The sequence below is a fragment of the Mesorhizobium sp. M8A.F.Ca.ET.207.01.1.1 genome (assembly GCF_004794715.1).
Lineage (GTDB): Bacteria > Pseudomonadota > Alphaproteobacteria > Rhizobiales > Rhizobiaceae > Mesorhizobium.
Genome location: NZ_SRUS01000001.1, coordinates 522,930 through 543,052, shown reverse-complemented (window position 1 = coordinate 543,052; position 20,123 = coordinate 522,930). Strand labels below are relative to the sequence as shown.

The window sequence follows — 20,123 nt, the reverse complement described above, 5'->3', positions numbered from 1 at the left end:
TCCGTCAGATCGTGACGAGCATCTTGCCGGCGTTGGCGAGCGGCGTCGTCACGCCCGACAGCATCGTGCGGATATGGTGCAGGCTCTGGTAGCGGCCATTGACCGAAATGCGCGGCAGGGCATGCAGGAAACCGGAATGTTCGGCGCGCAGCACGCCGTGGCGGGTGGTCACGGCGGAAGCATAGCCGGCGTCGCGCGCATAGCCCACTTCGCGGCAACCGACGGCGCTGGCGTAGCCGTAGGGATAGGCGAAATGGCGGGGTTCCTCGCCAAGCTCAGTTCGCAGCATGTCGTTGACGGCGCCGATCTCGCGCCGCGCATCGGCCTCGGAAAGCCGCTTCAGATTGCTGTGGTTGACCGTATGGGCGCCCATCGTCACCAGCGGATGTGCGGCGACGGTACGGATCTCATCCCAGTTCATCAGCGTGCGCAGGCGTGGGGCGTCCGCGTCGACCCCATTCGAAGCGGCCAGATCGCGCAGCACGCTCCGCAGGTCCTCCTCGCCGACCTCGGTGGTAAAATAGGCATGCAGGCGGGCGATGGCCTGATGTTTCCTGACGGGGGTCGCGCAATCGATCACGGTCGGGCCGTTCGGTGTGGTCAGGGTCAGGCGATCGCAGGCATTGACGATATCCTCGACCACATCCCACCAAAGGTGGGCGGTGCCATCGATCAGCCCTGGAGCGACATAGATGGTGAGCGGCGCGCCATGCTTCTCCAGCACCGGCAAGGCCTCGGTCATGTTGTCGCGATAGGCATCGTCGGCGGTGATGGTGGCGAACCGGCCGCCCTTGCCGCCTGCCTTGATGCGCTCCACGGCTTCGTCCATCGAGACGAAGGCATAGCCGTCCGCTCTCATGTCGGCGATCACGGCATCGAGGAAACTGGGCGCGATGTTGAGGTGCCGGTTGACGCTGTCGGGCTTTTCGGGTGTCGCCGTCACGCGGTGCAGCATCAGGATGGCGCCGATGCCGCCGACAAACGGCCTGGCCAGCGGTGCGAGGCCGGTATAGCGGGCGACGTTGAGCGCCAGTTTCCGGATTGCCTCCCCACCGTCGATCATTCATTCACCTTTTGCGCCTAGGCTATCCAAGCACGGAATACGCCCGAGCGCCCCCCAAATCGGGATCAGTACGCCTTAAGGATTGAGGTATGGTTGACGCAACCGCGTCATTTGATGGCAAGCGGCTCGCGGCGATCCAGGCTTCATCACGCGCACTGCCCGGGCATACCGCGGGGCTGTCGGTTTCAGTTGCCGCCGCCGAAGGACTCGCGGCGTATGCGGCGTTCTGTCGTTCGGCACTCTATGCGCCGGCGCAAAGTGCGGCATGGGTCTTGACCTGGGCCGCCGAGGTCAAGCCCGATCTGCTCATCGCCACGCTCGAACTGGAGGGCAGGCCGGCTTTCGCAGTGGCGCTGGAGGTGGTCAAGCGCGGCCCGTTGCGGGTCGCCCAGTTCATGGGCGGCCGCCACGCCAATGGCAATTTCGCCGCCGCCGAACCGCAATGGCTGGCGAGCGGCGACATCACAGCCATCCGCTCAATGCTCGCGGCGATCGCCGGGTCCCGGCCCGATGTTGATCTCATCGCGCTGGAAAGATTGCTGCCCGATCTCGACGGCATCGCCAATCCGCTGGCATCGCTCGATCATTTCGCCAGCCCCAACCTTTCGTTGGCCGTCGACCTCAGCGGTGGATTCGATGCGCTGCTGCTGCGTGCCAGCGGCAAGCGCAAACGCAAGAAGCATCGTTCGCAGACGCGCAAGTTCGAGGCCGTCGGCAGCCACCGGCGCATCGAGGCGCGCAGCGCCGACGAGGTGGAGAGGCTGCTCGACGCGTTCTTCGAGATGAAGGAACAGCGCTTCCGCAAGATGGGCATTGCCAACGTCTTCGGTGACGACCGGACACGCGCCTTCTTCCGGGGGCTGTTTACGCAAGCGCTTGCCGAGGACAAGCCTTGCTTCGTGCTGCATGGGCTGGAGGTCGCCGGCAAGTTGCGCGCCGTCACCGGATCGAGCCGCTCGGGCCGGCGCCTGATCTGCGAGTTCGGGGCGATCGCCGAGGATGAACTCGCCAACACCAGCCCGGGCGACTTCCTGTTCTTCGACAACATCCAGAACGCCTGCCAGAGCGGGTTCGCGGTCTATGATTTCTCCGTCGGAGACGAGCCCTATAAGCGGCTGTGGTGCGATATCGAAACGCAGCATTTCGAGATCCTGGTTCCGCTGACGCTCAAGGGCCGTGCGCTGGGACAGGCACTTCGCCAGGGCGCGCGGCTGAAGGCCTTTGTCAAGAACAGCCCGACGATCTGGAAGCTAGCCAAGATGCTGCGCCGCAAGGCAGCCGGACAGACGCCCCCCCTTCCCACGGAAGACGAACACTAGACCTCAGAAATTGAGAGCCTCGCGGAGCGCTGGGCCTGCCCTGACGCGCAGATCGAGATCAGCCTCGATGTGGTCGATGTGGTGCAGCATCAAGCGGCTCACCAGCCCGGAGTCGCGGCTTTCCAGCGCACCGACAATACCCGTGTGCTCCGTGTGGCCGCAGGCCGATACGCCAGACCGCCCGTAAAGCGCAATGACAAGCGACGAGCGCGCAACCAGTTCCTCCATGAAGCGCTGCAGGATGGCATTGCCGGCGACCGAGGCGAGCAACAGATGGAAATCGCCGGACGCCTTGATTTCGGAACGCCGCGCCGTCGGACCGCGCTCGGCGATGAAGCGGCCCTCCTCGTCGAGTTGCGCCCTGAAGGCGACAATATCGGCTGATGTGACCCGCTCGCAGGCGGCAGTGGCAATGCCCGGCTCGATCAGCCGGCGCGAGGCGAACACCTGGCGCGCTTCCTCGGGCGATGGATTGGCAACGAAGGCGCCTCGATTGCGCTCGGTTCGCACCAGCCCTTCGAAAGACAGCATCTGCAGCGCCGCGCGAGCGACGGTGCGCGACACGTCGAACAGCGTGCCGACCTCGCCTTCCGACAGCTTGGTGCCCGGCGCCAGCCTCCGGTCGACTATGGCGTCGCGCAGGCTGTCGCGGATCGCCTGGGCGCGATCCTGGTTGGCGCTGTCGGCGGCGGAATAGATCTGATCGGTGATGTTCATGGCGATGATGGTTCCCGCCCTCTTTTAACGCGAGTCCTCGCCCGTGCACGAGAGGCAAAGTGAACACGAAGTCGAAAAAGATTGCATACGATTTTTGTGCAGATCGCGCGCGATAGCTCATAATTTGTGCAATGCACAAAGTAGCCTAGATGATAGGCAGCAGGCAATAGCCTGATTTCTTTAAACGATTCAAACGCTTGGTCCCACATCCCCAGATTGGCACGCATGATGCTTTGGTTAATGCGCCAAACGGGGAAGCCTGAATGTCCAAAGCCGCCGAGATCGACATCGTGTCCGTTTCGAAAGTCTATGGAACGACGACCGCCGTCGAGGACATCAGCCTGAAGATACCGGCGGGCACCTATTGCTGCCTGCTCGGCCCCTCCGGCTGCGGCAAGACCTCGACGCTGCGCATGATCGCCGGTCACGAAAGCATCTCGTCAGGCGACGTCCGGCTCGGCAACATTGTTGTCACCGACCTGCCGCCGGCAAAACGCGGCACGGCAATGATGTTCCAATCCTATGCACTGTTCCCGCATCTGGATCTCGTCGACAATGTCGCTTTCAGCCTAAAGATGAAGGGCGTCGACAAGGAACAGCGCCGTGCCAAGGCGCTCGACATGCTGAAGCTGATGCAGATGGAGGCCTATGCGACGCGCCGGCCCGCGCAGCTTTCCGGCGGCCAGCAGCAGCGCGTGGCGCTCGCCCGGGCTTTGATCACCGATCCGGAAGCGCTGCTGCTCGACGAGCCGCTGTCGGCGCTCGACCCGTTCCTGAAGATCCGCATGCGCGCCGAGCTGAAGAAACTGCAGACCTCGCTCGGCATCACCTTCGTCCACGTCACCCACAGCCAGGAGGAGGCCATGGCCTTGGCGGACCTGATCGTGGTGATGAATGAGGGCCGTATCGAACAGGCGGCGCCTCCGCGCGACGTGTTCGAACGGCCGGCCACGGCCTTCGTCGCGCGCTTCATGGGCGACCACAATGTCATGTCCGGCCGGGTCACCGGCGAGCATGACGGCATGGTCGTCTTCGACGTCAATGGCGGCGGCTCGCTCGCCGCCTGCGGTCACGGCCGAGAGCCGGGCGCGCCGATCGATATCGCCATCCGCACCGATCATGTGCGCATCGGCGACGCGCCTGCGCCCGGCCTCGGCTTCACCGGCATCGTTTCCAACGTCGAATATCGCGGCCATTCGGTAAAGTTGTCGGTCAACGGCGCCGGCATCGACGACTTCACGGTGATCGTCGACGATTCGGATTTCTTCGCAAAGCCTGCCGCCGTCGGCGACGCCGTGCCGCTCGCCTGGGACCGGCAAGACGCGGTCGTTCTTGGCCGTCTCAATTGATGACCGCCTTCACTCAACACTCAATGACCAAACCAAAACAAGACAGGGGAATGAACATGACAAAGACGACTGAAACAAAAACGGGAATTTCGCGCCGCTCGCTGCTGAAGACGGGGGCTGCTGCCGTCGGCTTCGCCGCCGGTTCCGGCGTCATCACAGGCTTTCCGACCATCTGGGCGCAGTCCAACATCACGCTACGCCAGTTCGGTACCGGCGTGTCGAACCTCAATGCCATCGCCGACAAGTGCAAGGCCGATCTCGGCATCACGCTGGAGATGACCGCGACCGATTCCGATGCCGCCGCCCAGCGCGCCGTGACCCAGCCCGACAGCTACGACATCGCCGACATCGAATACTGGATCTGCAAGAAGGTGTTCCCGAGCGGCGTGCTGCAGCCGATGGATGTCAGCAAGCTGAAATATTACGACGAACTGGTGCCGCTGTTCAAAACCGGCAAGCTGACGCCCGACAGCGTCATTGCCCAAGGCACGGCGCCGCACACGGTCGGCTTCGTCGAGGCGCAAGACAGCAAGACCTTCGCCAAGGCACCGACCAACTGGTTCACCATGGTGCCGACCATCTACAACGCCGACACGCTGGGCATCCGCCCCGACCTCGTTGGCCGCGACATCACCACCTGGGCCGACATCATGGACCCGGCCTTCAAGGGCAAGACCGCGATCCTCAACATCCCGTCCATCGGCATCATGGACGCTGCGATGATCATGGAAGCTACCGGCAACATCAAATATGCCGACAAGGGTAACATGACCAAGGACGAGATCGACAAGACGATCGACTTCCTGATCAAGGCCAAGCAAGCCGGCCAGTTCCGCGCCTTCTGGAAATCCTTCGACGAGAGCGTCAATCTGATGGCGTCGGGCGAGGTGGTGATCCAATCCATGTGGTCGCCGGCGGTGGCCGCCGTGCGCTCCAAGGGCATTCCCTGCCGCTTCCAGCCGCTCAAGGAAGGCTACCGCTCATGGGGCGGCGGCCTTGGCCTCGCCGCCCATCTCAAGGGCGCCGAGCTCGACGCCGCCTATGAATACATCAACTGGTACACGTCCGGCTGGGTCGGCGGCTATCTCAACCGCCAGGGCTACTACTCGGCCAACATGGTCTCGGCCAAGAAGTTCATGTCCGAGGACGAGTGGGGCTACTGGATCGAAGGCAAGCCGGCCAAGGGCGAGATCAAGGCGCCCGACGGCACCGTCATGGAAAAGGCCGGCGCCGTGCGTGACGGCGGCTCCTTCGAAGAGCGCATGGGCAAGGTCGCCTGCTGGAACTCGGTCATGGACGAGGATCGCTACATGGTGAAGCGCTGGAACGAGTTCATCGCGGCGTAAAGGGAACAAGCGCCCTCCTCTACCCCTTCTCCCTGGCTGGAGAAGGGGAACGCGGCCCGGCCGTATCGCCAAACCCGAGAGCATTGATGACAGTCGCGCTCGAACGCCCCGCAATCGCCGCCGCGAAACCAGCCCGACGACGCCGGTTCTCCATCGGCGCCGTCGCGCCCTATCTGCAGTCGGCACCTCTGGCGCTGATCCTCGGCGCTTTCTTGCTGCTGCCCATCATCATGATCGTCGTCGTGTCGTTCTGGGACTACGACTTCGCCACAATGTACCCGGACTTTCTCACCACCAATTATTCCGACGTTCTCGGCTCCTGGGTCACCTGGAAAACCTATCTCAACACCATCAAATTCGCATTCATCGTCTGGGGGCTGACCCTGTTCATCGGCTTCTGGGTCGCTTATTTCCTCGCCTTCCACATTCGAACGACCGCCATGCAGATGGTGCTGTTCCTGGTCTGCACCGTGCCGTTCCTGACCTCGAACATCATTCGCATGATCTCGTGGATACCAGTGCTCGGCCGCAACGGGCTGATCAACTCGACGCTCGTGCATCTCGGGCTGGTGCCGAAGCCCATCGAATGGCTGCTGTATTCGGAATTCGCGGTCGTGCTGGCCATGGTCCACCTCTACACGCTGTTCATGGTGACGCCGATCTTCAACACGCTGATGCGCATCGACCGTTCGCTGGTCGAGGCCGCGCGCGATGCCGGCGCTTCGGGCTGGCAGGTGCTGTGGAACGTCATCATCCCGCTGGCCAAACCCGGAATGGCGATCGGCACCATCTTCGTCGTCACCCTGGTAATGGCCGATTTCTCCACCGTGCAGGTGATGTCGGGCGGCCAGAGCGCATCGGTCGCGCTGATGATGAAGAACCAGATGTCGCTGCTGCAATATCCGGCCGCCGCCGCCAATGCCGTGGTGCTGCTGGTGCTGGTGCTGCTGATGGTCGCCGGCATCCTGCGCATCGTCGACATCCGCAGGGAGCTGTGACGTGAACCACGAAAAACGCACTCTTGAATTCTACGCGCTGGCGGTGTTCTTCGCGCTGTTCGTGCTGTTCCTCTACGGCCCGCTGTCGGCGATCCTGATTCTCTCCTTCCAGGGCGAGACCGGCGGCCTCACCTTTCCACTCAACGGCGTATCACTGCACTGGTTCGCCAATCTGTTCGAGCGTCAGGCGGTCGGCGATTTCGGCGGCAGCTTCAAGCGCTCGCTGGTTCTCGGCCTCATGGTGATGATCGTCACTGTCGTCGTCTCGCTGCTGGCGGGGCTGGCCTTCCGCCAGAAGTTTCGCGGCGCCACCGCTTTGTTCTACCTGGCGGTCGCCAGCCTTGTGGTACCCTCGATCATCATTTCGCTGGGCATCGGCGTCGTCTTTCAGCAGATCGGCTTCCGACCAGCCTGGTATACGTCAGCCTTCGGCGCGCATTTGACCTGGACCTTGCCGTTCGGCGTGCTCATCATGTTCGCCGTCTTCAACCGCTTCTCGCCTGCCTATGAGGAAGCCGCTCGCGACCTTGGCGCCTCGTCCTGGCAGACCTTCGCCCATGTCGTGCTGCCGATGATCGCGCCAAGCCTGATCGGCGTCGGCCTGTTCGGCTTCACGCTGTCCTACGATGAGTTCGCCCGCACACTGATGACCTCGGGAACCTTCAACACACTGCCACTCGAGATCTACGGCATGACCACCAATGTCACCACGCCGGTGCTCTACGCGCTGGGCACGGTGACCACCGTGTTTTCCTTCCTGGTGATCGTCGCAACGTTAGGCGCCATCCTCTATGTCGGCCGCCGCCGGACCAGGGCGTGATCGTGCGGATACTGGTGGTAAATCCCAACACGACGGCGAGCATGACCGAGACGATCGCGGCCGCCGCGCGCAGTGTCGCCGGTGTCTGGACCGAAATCGTCGCCGTCACGTCGTCCATGGGGCCGGCCTCGATCGAAGGTTATTATGACGAGGCACTGGCGGTGCCCGGCCTGCTAATGGAAATCGCCGCCGGCGAACGTGCCGGGGCGCAGGCCGCGATCATTGCCTGCTTCGACGATACCGGGCTTGATGCCGCCAGGGCCATGGCCGCCATTCCCGTCATCGGCATTTGCGAGGCAGCCCTCAGCATGGCCTGCTTCATTGCCCAGCGTTTCACTGTCGTAACCACCACCGAACGCTCGCGTGTGCCTGTCGAGGGGTTGGTGCAACGCTATGGCATGTCGGGTCGGGCGCGCGTGCGAGCCGCCGATATTCCGGTGCTGGCACTCGATGACCCGGCATCGGGAGCGGTTGGCAAGCTGCGCGATGAGATCGCCCGGGCCGTGGAGGAGGATCGCGCCGAGGCCATCGTGCTTGGCTGCGCCGGCATGGCGGATCTTGCCCACAGGTTGCAGAGCGAGTTCGGTCTGCCTGTCGTTGACGGCGTCGGAGCCGCTTTGAAGCAAGCCGAGGCCCTGGTGGCTCTTGGCCTCGCGACATCGAAGCGCGGTGCTTATGCGACCCCGCTCGCCAAACCCTATCGTGGTATGCTGAAATCGTTCTCTCCAGGAGCAGTCGCTGCCGAGTAAGCACCATGAAACCGATCACCCGCACGCTGTCGCTGGGAGAATTGGCTGACCTCATCGACTGGGCGGCCGCGGAGGGCTGGAACCCTGGCGTTGACGATGCGGCGATGTTTCAGGCAGCGGATCCCATGGGTTTCATCGGCGCCTTTGCCGGCGGCGAAATGGTCGCCGGGATCTCGGCCGTGGCCTATGGGCACGATTTTGGTTTCGTCGGTCTCTACATCTGCCGGCCGGATATGCGCGGCAAGGGTTACGGCAAGGCGGCATGGACCGCGGGCATGAACAGGCTGGCCGGGCGCACCATCGGGCTCGATGGCGTCGAAGAGCAACGAGCCAACTACGAGAGCAAAGGGTTCAGGCCGCTCTACGAGACCATCCGTTACAGCGGGCGCCCTGCGGCCCTGACCCTCGGCGCCAAACGGCCTCGCATGGTGACCGCGCAATTGGTACCCGACATCATGAGATATGACACGCTCTGCTTTCCCGCCTCCCGCCATTCTTTCCTGCAGCGATGGCTGCTGCCGCCGCACCGCGCGGTGGCAGCGATCGGGCCACGGGGAACGGCCGGCTACGCGGTAGCGCGATCCTGCCGCAGCGGCTTCAAGATCGGCCCGCTCTTCGCCGACGACATGCAGACCGCACTGGGATTGCTCGAAGACCTGGCAGGCGCCTGCGAAGGAGGCGACCTTCACATCGACGTTCCGGCCAGCAAGGTGGACTTCATCGCGGCGCTGGTGGCGGCAGGCTTCTCACCGACCTTCACCACCACGCGCATGTACAAAGGCCCGCCGCCGAGGCTTGACGCCAACAGGATATTCGGCGTGACGACGCTGGAACTGGGATAGGCCAGGCGTGCCTTTGAGCGGCGGCTCTTTCAGGCTGCTGAACGCCGCCCTGGCACCGGATTGCCTGGCGGCTCGTGGCCGAGCGGCGTCACCAGCGTCAGGTCGGGATAGCCGCTCTCGATCAGCTTGACCGCGGCCTGCGTCACCTCGTCGTCGGCCTCCAGCATCGACAGGAACACCTCGGTGGCCTCCCCGCCCAGACGGCTGATGCCTTGCGCATCGGCCGGCCCGCACTCGACCACCACCAGATCATAGGCTGTCGTCAGCGACTGCATGATGATCGGCAGCCGGTCGGCGGCACGCATGGCACGCACCGGATCGGCGGTGCCCACCGGGATGACATGGCAGTCGGAATAGAGGTCGGCATGGATCACGTCGCTGAACTGCGCCTGCGACGCCAGCAGATTGGTGATGCCGGGGAAAAGCCCGCTGTCCAGCATCGGCCGCGAGGCAGCCCCCGAGGCCGTGAGGTCGAGCAGCAGGACGCGCAGGCCGGCATCGGAAACCTCGCGCGCCACCAGGATCGCCGACGCCGCCGCTTCGTCGCCCTCGGGGGAAACGAATATGGCGCGCGCCGCCCCGCTGGCGATCAGCTTCTCGGCGGCCTTCTCGACGTCGATCTCGCCGAGCACGGAGCGCGGTCGCCGAACCTCCACGACGGGTTCAGGCTCGGCCATAGGTTCAGGTTTGGCCACGGGTTCAGGTTTCGCCAAGGATTCAGGCTCGGCGGCAGGCTCCGCTTTGGCGACAGGCTCGACCTCGGCGGCAGGTTGCGGCTGCGCCGGTGTTTGCGCAACCGTTTCGGGCCGTGATGCCTCGGAGGCGCGATTGGCGAATTCGTCGGCGATCGCCGGCTCCAGGCGGTTGGATGGCTCCTGATAAGCGGCTGGCGACATTGCCACCTCGTCGATCGGTTCAAGCCGCGCGCCGCTTGCCGGGCGCATGGCGCGGCCCGAGAAAAGTTCCCGCAGCAGCGTGAACACCGCCGCCAGCAGAAGGGAAGCCGCCGCGGCAGCGCCGACGATCGGCCCGACCTTGGGGAAGTACGGTTCGGAGGGGACCGAGGCCGGCGAGGCGATGCGAGCGTCGACCGGAACATAGTTGCGATCCTGACGCGACGCCGCCTCGCGATAATTGGTCAGGTAAAGTTCGAGTTGCTGGCGCTTGGCGGCGGCATCGCGCTGCAGCGCGTCGAGACCGACCTGCTGTTCGCCGGCCTGTGCCGAAGCAGCCTTGAGCGTGTTGACGTCGGCGACGAGTTGGTTTTCGCGCGACTTGGCGGCATCGGCCTGCATCGCCAGGCCCTTCATGATCTTCTGGGCTTCGCTGCGGATCTGGGCATCGAGATCGGCCAGCTGTGATTTGGCCGCGCGAATACGTGGATGATTGTCGAGCAGCGTCGTCGACAGATCGGCGATGTTGGCGCGCAGTTCGACCTGCCGTTCCCGCAAACGCTGGATCAGATCGGAAGACAGCACTTCCGGCAGTGAATCCAGCGATCCGCCATTTTGCAGTGCCTTGCGCACGCTCTCGGCCGTGCCTTCGGCCGCGGCGCGGTTGGCTCGCACCCGCGACAACTCGGTCGACAACTCGGCCAATTGCTGGGTGGCCAAGGTGGAATTGTTACCGCCCATCAGGAGGTCCGACTGGGCGCGGTAAGCCGCGACCTTGGCTTCGGCATCCCTGACCTGCTTGGACAGGTCGGCGATCTCGGGTGCCAGGAAGTCCGCGGCGGCGGTGTTCGATTCGCTCTTGGCCGCGCCCTGCCCCGCAATATAAGCCGCGGCAATGGCATCCGGGATGGCGGCGGCAAGCTTCGGATCCTGCGAAGAGAACTCGATGGCAATGATGCGAGTCTTTTCAACGCCGTAGACGTTGAGCTTCTCGCGCATTTTCTTCAGCACGCGTTCGTCGGCCGGAACATCCATCGGGTCGTTCTTCAGGCCAAGCAGGATCAGCACACGGCTCAGGGACGACATGTTGATCGTCTCGTCGAACTCAGACAATCGCGACAGGCCGAGTTTCTGGGCGACCTGCTTGAGGATTTCGTTGGACGAAATTATCTGGACCTGGGTGGCAACGCCTTGCTCATCGAGGATCGGCTTGTCGCTGTCCGGGTTGCTGCTGGCGGGCCGCGTGTAGACGGATTCTCGCGGGGCGATCTCCACCTGGGTCTGGGCCTTGTAGTGCCGGGTCGCGAACGACGCGGCCGCGAAGGCAAGTCCCGTCACCACGAGAACGAAGACCAGAATCCGCAGCCAGTTCCGCCCCAGGCTGGCGAAGAGCTGCCTGAGATCAACGTCGACGTCTGCGGCCGCGGACTGAACGGACATGCATCCCTACTCCGAAACTGGGTCGGGACGCACCGTAAACAACTATGGTAACTCAGCCGTTAAGATCACGGTAAGCTTCCATTAGGGTTTACTGGCGGGCGATCGAGAAAATCGATAAAATCGCAAAACCTGCCCGTAAGAACGGCTATCGGCGCACTCCTTTACCGGCCATTAACCCTAACAGGATGATAACGGACCCGATCCCAGATGTTTGCTGCGACGCCGCAGCGGCCAGTCGAAGGTACCTGTCCGGTCATGAAAAGCACTGCTTCCCTCTTTCGCGCACTGCTTGCCGTGTCGATGCTCGCGGGCTGCTCCAGCTATCGGCCGACGCCGGCCGCCTTTCACGAGGTCCTCGACCAGCCGTATCGTCTCGGCGCCGGCGACCGTGTTCGCGTCACCGTGTTCGAGCAGGAGGGCCTGACCAATAGCTATAGCGTCGACCAGTCCGGCTACATCTCCTTCCCACTCGTCGGCGCCATTCCGGCACGTGGCCACACCGCGCAGCAGATGGAAAAGGAGATCGCCGACAAACTGCGGCAGGGCTATCTGCGCGACCCCGATGTCTCGGTCGAGATCGATCGTTACCGTCCGATCTTCGTCATGGGCGAAGTGGGCGCCGCCGGCCAGTATTCCTATGTGCCCGGCCTGACTGTGCAGAAGGCCATCGCCATCGCCGGCGGCTTCACGCCACGCGCCAACCAGGAGAGCGTCGACATCACCCGCGACATCAACGGCAAGGTGATAACCGGCCGCGTGGTCACTTCCGATCCGCTGCTGCCGGGAGATACCGTCTACGTCCGCGAACGCCTGTTCTGAACAGACACCTCGTGGCGGGCAAGCTCAGGATCGTCCACTGCTTTCGCTCACCCGTCGGAGGAATTTTCCGGCACGTGCGCGACCTGACGGAAGCGCAGGTCGCCGCCGGCCACATGGTCGGCATCGTTTGCGACTCCACCACCGGCGGCGAACTCGAGGAGCGCCTGTTCGAGCAGATGAAGGGCACGCTGGCGCTCGGCATCCATCGCACGCCAATGCAGCGCCATGTCGGCCCGGGCGACGTGACCTCGGCGCGGCGCACCTACAGGATCATCAAGGAATTGCGGCCGGACGTGCTGCACGGGCACGGCGCCAAGGGTGGCGTCTATGCCCGTCTGTTCGGCTCATTGTTGCGGGTATCAAGGTCTCGCGTAGCCCGCCTCTATTCGCCGCATGGCGGCTCTCTCCACTATGACGAGAACACAGCCCCCGGAAAGCTGTTCTTCGCGCTCGAGTATCTCATGGCGCGCTTCACCGACAGTCTGCTGTTCGTCTCCGACTACGAGCGGCGGACCTATCGCAGGAAGGTAGGCGAACCGCCGATCCCGAACACGCTGGTCTACAATGGACTTCGCGCCACCGAATTCGAGACGGTGACCGCCGGGTCCGATGCGGCTGATTTGCTCTATATCGGCATGATGCGGGACCTCAAGGGCCCAGATATCTTCATCGATGCGCTGGCCGCCGTCGCTTCCCGGCTTGGCCGAGCACCGAGTGCCGTGATGGTCGGCGATGGCGACGACCTGCCCCGCTACCACGAGCAGGTGAAGCGCCTGGGGCTTGAAGGCAATGTCCGCTTCCTGCCGCCTATGCCGGCCCGGGAGGCCTTTGTCCTGGCGGCGCTCGTCGTCGTTCCCTCGCGTGCCGAGGCCATGCCCTATACCGTGCTGGAGGCACTTGCCGCGGCAAGACCAATGATTGCGACCTCGGTCGGCGGCATACCGGAGATTTTCGGTTCAGGCTCCCCCGCCCTGATCCGGCCGGATCCGGCCGAACTCGCCGATAAGATGAGCCAGGCGCTGGGCGACCTCGCCGCCTATCGCAAATTGATGCCCGATGAATCCACGCTCAGGGCGCGCTTCGGCGCCGACGTCATGGCCGCCGAAATCGAGAAGGCGTATTTCGCCGCGCTGGCAAACTAGTCCCAAGCTCTTCCAAAGCCATGGGTTGTTTCAAGGGTTTCTTAGCTCTCTTTTGCTAATCACCCTGGGGAAGCTTGCGGACTGTTCCATGAACGAGATCGACCCCGCGCACCGCTTTTCATCAGAAGCGGTCCGTAAATTCGACGGCCCTGCCGAAGGCGACAAGCCCGGCGGCATGAACGACGTTGCCCGACAGGTCGCGTCGCAATACCGGCGCGATACAATGTCGCCGATCATGGTCAGCGGCGTGCTGCGCATGGTCGAATTCGCGGTGCTCCTGGTCTCGGGGCTTTGCGTCTATTTCTACTATGTCGGATTCTTCAATTACCTGGCCTGGCAATATCCGCTGACGATCGCCGCCGCGTCGTTCCTCGCCGTGGTGCTGCTCGATGTCACGGATTGCTACCAGGTCGTATCCCTGATGCGGCCGATCGCCAATTTCGGGCGCATCCTGCTGGTCTGGGCCGGGACCTTCGCCCTGATGGCGTTGACGGCATTCGTCATGAAGATGTCGCAAGACTATTCGCGCCTGCTGTTCGGCACCTGGTTCGTCGTTGCCTTTGTCTGCCTCTTCGGCCTCAGGCTGGTGATGTCGAAGCTGATCCGGCGCTGGGCGCGCGATGGCAGCATGGAACGGCGCGCCGTCATCGTCGGTGGCGGCAAGGCGGCGGAAGTGCTCATCCGCTCGGTGGAAAAGCAGCCTTACAATGACATCCGCATCTGCGGCATCTTCGATGACCGCAACGACAAGCGTTCGCCAGCCCTCGTCGCCGGCTATCCCAAGCTCGGCACCATTTCGGAACTGATCGAATTCGCCCGCATCGCCCGCATCGACATGCTGATCGTGTCGTTGCCGCTGACCGCCGAATCGCGCGTGCTGCAATTGCTGAAGAAACTGTGGGTGCTGCCGGTCGACATCCGACTGTCGGCGCATTCCAATGCGTTGCAATTTCGTCCGCGCGCCTATTCCTACATCGGCTCGGTGCCGATGCTCGATATCTTCGACAAGCCGATCAACGACTGGGATTCGGTCGCCAAGCGCGCCTTCGACATCATCTTCAGCCTCATCGGCATCGTCGCGTTCTCACCTGTGATGCTTGCCACCGCAATCGCCATCAAGCTCGACAGCAAGGGGCCGGTGCTGTTCAAGCAGAAGCGGCACGGCTTCAACAACGAGGTGATCGAAGTCTACAAATTCCGCTCTATGTACACTGACAGGTCGGACCCGACCGCCAAGCAGACGGTGACCAAGAACGATCCGCGCGTCACCCGTGTCGGCCGCTTCATCCGCAAGACGTCGATCGACGAGCTGCCGCAATTCTTCAACTCGCTGCTCGGCTCGCTCTCGCTCATCGGTCCGCGCCCGCACGCCATTGCCGCGCAGTCACACAATTTGCTCTACAACGAGGTGGTCGATGGCTATTTCGCGCGCCACAAGGTCAAGCCAGGGGTCACCGGCTGGGCCCAGATCAATGGCTGGCGCGGCGAGATGGACACCAATGAAAAGATCCGCATGCGGACGGAGTATGACCTCTATTACATCGAGAACTGGTCGCTGCTGTTCGATCTGCGGATCCTGTTCCTGACGCCGATCCGGCTGCTCAATACGGAAAACGCCTATTGAGCGCGATCAGCCATGATCTGCCGCGCGCGGCGATCAACGCCAAGCTGATCACGCTGATTTCCTCGAGCGCGGTCGTGCTCGGCATTCTTCTGTCGGGCTTCGTCATCAGCGAGCCGGCGCCTTACGAAATTTACATGGCCGCGCTTATCGCCATCTGGGCCCTGTTCGGCCTGCGGATTTCGCGCGCGGCCATGCCGCTGCTGGTGCCGCTGGTGACCATGAACATCGGCGGCATGATCTCCATGACGCAGATGGCGGACCTCGCCTATACGCCGCTCTATCTCGCCGTGTCGCTGTTTCTCGCCTTCAGCGCGGTGTTCTTCGCATCGGTCACCGCAACGCAGCCGAACCTCTACCGGCTGATCTTCAATGCCTATGTCGTCTCGGCCGTGGCCACGTCGCTGCTTGGCATAGCAGGCTATTTCCACGCCTTCCCCGGCGCGGAAATGTTCACCAAATACGACCGCGCCGCCGGTGCCTTCCAGGACCCGAACGTGTTCGGGCCGTTCCTGGTGCTGCCCGGCATCTACCTGCTCTATCTGCTGTTGACCGGACCGGTCACGCGCATGCCGCTGCTGGCCGTGCCGCTGCTGATCATCAGCGCCGGTATTTTCTTCTCGTTCTCGCGCGGCGCCTGGGGCATGTTCGCGGTCTCGGCCATCCTGCTCACCGGCTGCCTGTTCCTGCAGAGCGCCAGCGGCATGTTCCGCCTTCGCGTGGTGATCATGACCATCGCCGCCCTGTCGCTGCTGGCCGTCGCCATCATCGTCATATTGCAATTGCCGGGGGTGGCGGAGATGTTCTCCAGCCGCGCCCATCTCGAACAGAGCTACGACACCGCCCGCCTCGGCCGTTTCGCCCGCTACTCGATCGGTTTCCAGATGGCCATGGAGCACCCGTTCGGCATCGGGCCGCTGGTCTTCGGCACGATCTACGGCGAGGACACACACGACATCTGGCTGAAAATGCTGATGGATTATGGCTGGCTCGGCTTCGTCTCGTTCCTGACGCTGGTCGCCTGGACGATTTCAGCCGGGTTCCGCATTCTGCTGCGCGACCGGCCGTGGCAGCCCTACCTGCTGTGCGCCTACGTCGCCTTCATCGGCAATATCGGGCTCGGCACCTTCATCGACATCGACCACTGGCGCCACATGTACCTGCTACTCGGCCTGATCTGGGGCGCCATCGCCCTGGAATACCGCCACCAGCGGCTGCTACAGCCGGTCTTGCCGGCCTCTTTCAAACCAGCGATCGCCGCAAGATAATTATCGCGGAAATCGGTTGACCCGAGCCGGGTTATCACGATACATCGCGACCGGTCCGGAGTGTAGCGCAGCCCGGTAGCGCACTTGACTGGGGGTCAAGGGGTCGTCGGTTCGAATCCGGCCACTCCGACCATTACGAAGCAGGACTTGCCCCCAAAAGTCCGCCCTGCCGCATCAGCTAATTCTCGAATTGCCCGTTTTGCCCAGCTCAGCTCCTGATTGGATCCGGCGCTAACCTTGGCACACATCCACCCATTGCGCGCCAGTAAGCTCAACCATGCGCTGCGGTGCAACGCGCACCGCAGCGTTGGTGGCGCCGGCGGCGGGTACCACCTCGACGAATTCACGCAGCGAGACGTCGCAATAGACCGGCAGCGGTGACGGCAGGCCGAACGGACAGACACCGCCCACCGGATGGCTCGTGGCAGCGACAACCTCTTGCGCGTCCAGCATGCGCGGTTTGCCGCCGAACTGGTCCTTGAACTTGCGGTTGTCCAGCCTGGCGATGCCGCTGGTCACGACCAGCATGGTGCGCTCGCCGACGCGAAGGCAGATGGTCTTGGCGATCTGCGCCGGCAACACGCCATGCGCCTCCGCCGCCAGCGTCACCGTCGCCGAACTTGCTTGCGTGACAATGACCTCGATGTCAGGCGCGTGAGCAGCAAAGAAGGCACCAACGGAATCCAGGCTCATATCGAAAAACTCACGGTTCCCGCTGCATGGCAGATGCGATCGGCGCGGATTTGGATGTCGCACCTATAAACACGTGCGATTTGCAGATCGGCAAGCCCGGCCTGCCGGAGAATGCCGGCATCAACAAGAAACCCGCCAAGCGGGCTTGGCGGGTTTCTTGGGCAAGCCTGCCGCCGACCTATGCCTGGGGCCGGCCTTGTGCGGCCAGTGTCGGTGCGGACGCAATGGGAGCGTCCTGGGGCAGACGAAGCGCGGACGCAATACGACGCAGCTTCGCCGGATCGGCCGTTCGGCCGCTCTCGATGTCCTCGATCTCGTCGACTGAGAGGCCGCAGGTCAGGGAAAGCGCTTCGAGGCTGTATCCGCGCGTTTCCCGCATTGCCCTGAGGGTATTGTAACCGGGCCCGATCTCGTTGGCTAATGGTTCGGAGAGGGCGTGGCTTTTTGCATTGTTGGGCATTGGCAACTCCGTTGGCTGAAAGCGTTTGATCAAAATGGGATGTTGCCTGAGACGAGCAGGAAGATGCCCTCTCGCCGGCGATTTGCCAAGCGCCAAACCGACCGTCACGGGATCGTGAAGCGGATGTCCATGCGGCTGCCTCGTCCTGTCCCGATCAAGTTGTTTTGAACGCGTGAGCGGCTTTTGCCCGGCAGTTTCGCTTCATCCGGTCGTTATCTCGATGTCGCCGGCGTGAAACCATCCCGTTCCAGCCAGCCTTTCCCAAAAGGATACCCCCATGAACCTCAAGACATCCCTCTTCGTGCTCGGCACGATTTCCATGCTTTCCGGCGTCGGTGTGGCCAGCGCGCAGGCGGCGGACGCATTGCGCGTGCGCGGCACGGTGGTCAGTTTCGAGCCGTCGCTGCTGACCGTGAAAACCCGTCACGGCGATACTTCCGCGATCAAGCTGAAAGACGGCTGGAAGCTGTCAGGCGTTGCCAAAGCGTCTGTAAACGACATCAAGCAGGGCGATTTCCTCGGCATCGCCTCTGTCTCCAAGGCCGACGGCGGCAGCGGCGCGCTGGAAGTGGTGGTCTTTCCGGCTGCCTTGAAAGGCACTGGCGAGGGGGACCGCCCCTGGGACCTTGAGCCGAACAGCCGCATGACCAACGGCACCGTCGCCGACGTCACCGAGATAAACGGGCGGGCGGTGACGTTGACCTATGACAATGGTCAGACGAAGAAGATCTCGATACCCGACGGTACGCCCGTCGTCACGTTCGCGCCGGCCGCGGCGGCCGATCTCAAGCCAAGCGGGACGGTTTTCGTTACCGCTCAGCGCGAGGCTGACGGCACGCTGAGTGCCAGCCGCGTCGTGGTGGGAAACAAAGGTGTGGTCCCGCCTATGTAGGCCAAAACGGACGACACGGCTTTCGGCCTGCGCCCTCGCAACGGTGCAGGCCCTCCGGCTTGCCCGGCAACAGTCCAGAAACAAAATTCTACAGTCGGGAAATACTGACGAAAAAATTCAGGAGCGTAATTCCATTCGCGGCGGTCGGGATATCGGCCCGATTGATACCTGCCTGCGAAAGAAGGAAACGATCCAATGAAGAAGTCCCTCCTCTCGGCCCTCGGGCTTGCAGCTGCAATCGCTTTCGCGGTGCCGGTGGTCGGCGCGACGAGAGCGGACGCGGCCCCGATGGCAAAGCATCATCATCATCATCATCATCATCACCATCACCATCATCGCCACCACCATCGCTATCACCACCATCACCACCACCATCATCACCACATGAAGAAGATGACAAAGAAGACCTACTAAGCATACCAGACTGCCAGAGAAGACCGGTCTTGGCTTCCTGTTCGAGGCCGGTCTTCTCCGGTCATGCAATGCCTGGCCCGGACGACCCGGGCTAATCCGACTGCCGGATGGCGGCGACGGTCCAGCTGTAGCGACAACAAGCAAGTGCCTTTGACGCGACGCCAAACCGCGATACGGCAAGGGGTACTTCCAACCGGCACGCTGCGCCGGATCAGGCTTCGCCAACAAGGCCAGGGTATCCCCGATGACGGCCAAGGCCGATCTTTCCCGGACAGACCGCATTGTCCTGTCGGTCGCGCGATTGTGGCTGACGCTGCGCCATCCTGTCCTTGTCGTACGATTTGTCATGAAACTGGGCTATCTGCCCAATCCGGCCGCGCCCGTGCGCTATAACGAGCTTTTGCTCTGGCGAAAGATCCTCGATCGCAACCCGCTATTCGTGACGCTGACCGACAAGCTCGCGGCCAAGGCTCATATCCGGGAAACCTGCCGCGATGTCGCCGTGCCAAAGACGCTCTGGTCCGGGCGCGACCCTGCCGACCTACCACCTGACCTGCTGACCGGAGACGTCGTGGTCAAGGCAAACCATGGCTGCGCCATGAACATTTTTGTCTCCAACGGCGAACCCGATCGCGCCGCCATCGTGCGCAAGGCCAGCCGCTGGCTCAAAAAACGCTACGGCCGGCGCAATGGCGAATGGGCCTATTGGCCTGTCGTACCGGCTGTTTTCGTGGAGGAGCTGCTGGCACTCAGCGGCGGGACGATCGCCACCGACATCAAGGTCCATCTCTGCAGCGGGGTTATATCCCATGTCTGGGTGGAGGATAAGCACGCCAAGCGCTCGCTGCTGTTCGACCGCGACGCCAATCCGTTGCCCGGCCGCGATCCAGACTATCCCGGGGAGGACCAGGCCTTGCCTGTCAATGCGCGGCTCGTCGCCTATGTCCGCCAGGCGATCTCGATCGCGCCCGGCATAGCCGGCGACCTCGATTATATCCGTATCGATTTTCTGGTCACCGACGATCGTCTCTATGCCGGCGAGGTCACCGTCTACTCGGCCGCCGGATATGGCACATGGACAAACCCGGCGATCGCCGGGGAAATCGAGCGGCTGTGGCGGCTCGATCAATCCGCATTCTTGCGTCGGAAGCACAAGCGGGCCGTACGCCTCTATGCCGACGCGCTTCGTGCCAGATGCCGGAGCGGCACTACAAATCGCTGATATGAATGAGAGTGGCGGCCGGCCTGGAAAGGCGAGCCGCCATTTCTCCGGATTCC

19 protein-coding genes and 1 tRNA gene are annotated in these 20,123 nt (G+C 63.0%); 15 read left to right on the top strand and 5 right to left on the bottom strand.

Features of this window, described 5'->3' with window-relative positions:
* Window positions 1-4: 4 nt before the first annotated feature.
* Window positions 5-1,063, bottom strand: coding sequence for a polysaccharide deacetylase family protein (locus tag EN850_RS02655; protein WP_136090546.1), 1,059 nt, complete (start codon window positions 1,061-1,063; stop codon window positions 5-7).
* A gap of 89 nt (window positions 1,064-1,152) precedes the next feature.
* Here EN850_RS02655 and EN850_RS02650 point away from each other — a divergent pair, with 89 nt between their 5' ends.
* Complete coding sequence (locus tag EN850_RS02650) at window positions 1,153-2,382, top strand: GNAT family N-acetyltransferase (RefSeq protein ID WP_136090545.1); 1,230 nt, start codon at window positions 1,153-1,155, stop codon at window positions 2,380-2,382.
* Between the two features lie 3 nt (window positions 2,383-2,385).
* Here EN850_RS02650 and EN850_RS02645 read toward each other — a convergent pair whose 3' ends face one another.
* Complete coding sequence (locus tag EN850_RS02645; protein WP_136090544.1) at window positions 2,386-3,099, bottom strand: GntR family transcriptional regulator; 714 nt, start codon at window positions 3,097-3,099, stop codon at window positions 2,386-2,388.
* Between the two features lie 263 nt (window positions 3,100-3,362).
* On the opposite strand from EN850_RS02645, the gene EN850_RS02640 reads away from it, so the two are divergent.
* The 6 genes from EN850_RS02640 to EN850_RS02615 all read left to right on the top strand — a co-directional run bounded on the left by EN850_RS02640 (window position 3,363) and on the right by EN850_RS02615 (window position 9,203).
* Window positions 3,363-4,448 (top strand): ABC transporter ATP-binding protein, encoded by a 1,086-nt coding sequence (locus tag EN850_RS02640; protein WP_136090543.1) that lies wholly within the window; start codon window positions 3,363-3,365, stop codon window positions 4,446-4,448.
* 56 nt (window positions 4,449-4,504) lie between these two features.
* Window positions 4,505-5,794: a PotD/PotF family extracellular solute-binding protein gene (locus EN850_RS02635; protein WP_127279658.1), complete on the top strand. Its 1,290-nt coding sequence runs from the start codon at window positions 4,505-4,507 to the stop codon at window positions 5,792-5,794.
* 86 nt (window positions 5,795-5,880) lie between these two features.
* Window positions 5,881-6,792, top strand: a complete 912-nt coding sequence (locus tag EN850_RS02630; RefSeq protein WP_135932242.1) for an ABC transporter permease — start codon at window positions 5,881-5,883, stop codon at window positions 6,790-6,792.
* Between the two features lies 1 nt (window position 6,793).
* Complete coding sequence (locus EN850_RS02625; RefSeq protein ID WP_136090542.1) at window positions 6,794-7,612, top strand: ABC transporter permease; 819 nt, start codon at window positions 6,794-6,796, stop codon at window positions 7,610-7,612.
* Between the two features lie 2 nt (window positions 7,613-7,614).
* Window positions 7,615-8,361 (top strand): aspartate/glutamate racemase family protein, encoded by a 747-nt coding sequence (locus tag EN850_RS02620; protein ID WP_167531239.1) that lies wholly within the window; start codon window positions 7,615-7,617, stop codon window positions 8,359-8,361.
* A 5-nt stretch (window positions 8,362-8,366) separates the two neighbouring features.
* Entirely contained in the window at window positions 8,367-9,203 is an 837-nt protein-coding gene (locus EN850_RS02615) for a GNAT family N-acetyltransferase (RefSeq protein ID WP_136090541.1), read from the top strand.
* A 29-nt stretch (window positions 9,204-9,232) separates the two neighbouring features.
* Here the strand turns inward: EN850_RS02615 and EN850_RS02610 are convergent, their stop codons facing one another.
* Window positions 9,233-11,536 (bottom strand): Wzz/FepE/Etk N-terminal domain-containing protein, encoded by a 2,304-nt coding sequence (locus EN850_RS02610; RefSeq protein ID WP_136090540.1) that lies wholly within the window; start codon window positions 11,534-11,536, stop codon window positions 9,233-9,235.
* 255 nt (window positions 11,537-11,791) lie between these two features.
* Here EN850_RS02610 and EN850_RS02605 point away from each other — a divergent pair, with 255 nt between their 5' ends.
* From EN850_RS02605 to EN850_RS02585, 5 genes are all read left to right on the top strand, one after another.
* On the top strand, window positions 11,792-12,355 hold the full coding sequence (locus tag EN850_RS02605) for a polysaccharide biosynthesis/export family protein (protein ID WP_127279587.1): 564 nt from the start codon (window positions 11,792-11,794) through the stop codon (window positions 12,353-12,355).
* An 11-nt stretch (window positions 12,356-12,366) separates the two neighbouring features.
* On the top strand, window positions 12,367-13,497 hold the full coding sequence (locus tag EN850_RS02600) for a glycosyltransferase (RefSeq protein WP_136090539.1): 1,131 nt from the start codon (window positions 12,367-12,369) through the stop codon (window positions 13,495-13,497).
* A gap of 88 nt (window positions 13,498-13,585) precedes the next feature.
* The gene (locus EN850_RS02595) at window positions 13,586-15,121 is read left to right on the top strand and encodes an undecaprenyl-phosphate glucose phosphotransferase (RefSeq protein ID WP_127869616.1); all 1,536 of its coding nucleotides are present in this window, start codon (window positions 13,586-13,588) and stop codon (window positions 15,119-15,121) included.
* Window positions 15,118-16,386: an O-antigen ligase family protein gene (locus EN850_RS02590; RefSeq protein ID WP_136090538.1), complete on the top strand. Its 1,269-nt coding sequence runs from the start codon at window positions 15,118-15,120 to the stop codon at window positions 16,384-16,386. The genes EN850_RS02595 and EN850_RS02590 overlap by 4 nt, the downstream gene beginning before the upstream one ends.
* A gap of 56 nt (window positions 16,387-16,442) precedes the next feature.
* A tRNA-Pro gene (locus EN850_RS02585) sits at window positions 16,443-16,519 on the top strand.
* A 98-nt stretch (window positions 16,520-16,617) separates the two neighbouring features.
* On the opposite strand, the gene EN850_RS02580 is transcribed toward EN850_RS02585, so the two are convergent.
* Entirely contained in the window at window positions 16,618-17,079 is a 462-nt protein-coding gene (locus EN850_RS02580) for a YbaK/EbsC family protein (RefSeq protein WP_127869618.1), read from the bottom strand.
* Between the two features lie 178 nt (window positions 17,080-17,257).
* Window positions 17,258-17,539, bottom strand: a complete 282-nt coding sequence (locus EN850_RS02575; RefSeq protein ID WP_136090537.1) for a helix-turn-helix transcriptional regulator — start codon at window positions 17,537-17,539, stop codon at window positions 17,258-17,260.
* Between the two features lie 277 nt (window positions 17,540-17,816).
* Here EN850_RS02575 and EN850_RS02570 point away from each other — a divergent pair, with 277 nt between their 5' ends.
* From EN850_RS02570 to EN850_RS02560, 3 genes are all read left to right on the top strand, one after another.
* On the top strand, window positions 17,817-18,431 hold the full coding sequence (locus EN850_RS02570) for a hypothetical protein (RefSeq protein ID WP_136090536.1): 615 nt from the start codon (window positions 17,817-17,819) through the stop codon (window positions 18,429-18,431).
* Window positions 18,432-18,626: 195 nt separating this feature from the next.
* Window positions 18,627-18,845 carry a hypothetical protein gene (locus tag EN850_RS36205; protein WP_189590946.1) on the top strand — a complete coding sequence of 73 codons (219 nt, stop codon included), beginning with the start codon at window positions 18,627-18,629 and terminating at the stop codon, window positions 18,843-18,845.
* 244 nt (window positions 18,846-19,089) lie between these two features.
* On the top strand, window positions 19,090-20,067 hold the full coding sequence (locus EN850_RS02560; RefSeq protein WP_136090535.1) for an ATP-grasp fold amidoligase family protein: 978 nt from the start codon (window positions 19,090-19,092) through the stop codon (window positions 20,065-20,067).
* The last annotated feature ends 56 nt before the right edge of the window (window positions 20,068-20,123 follow it).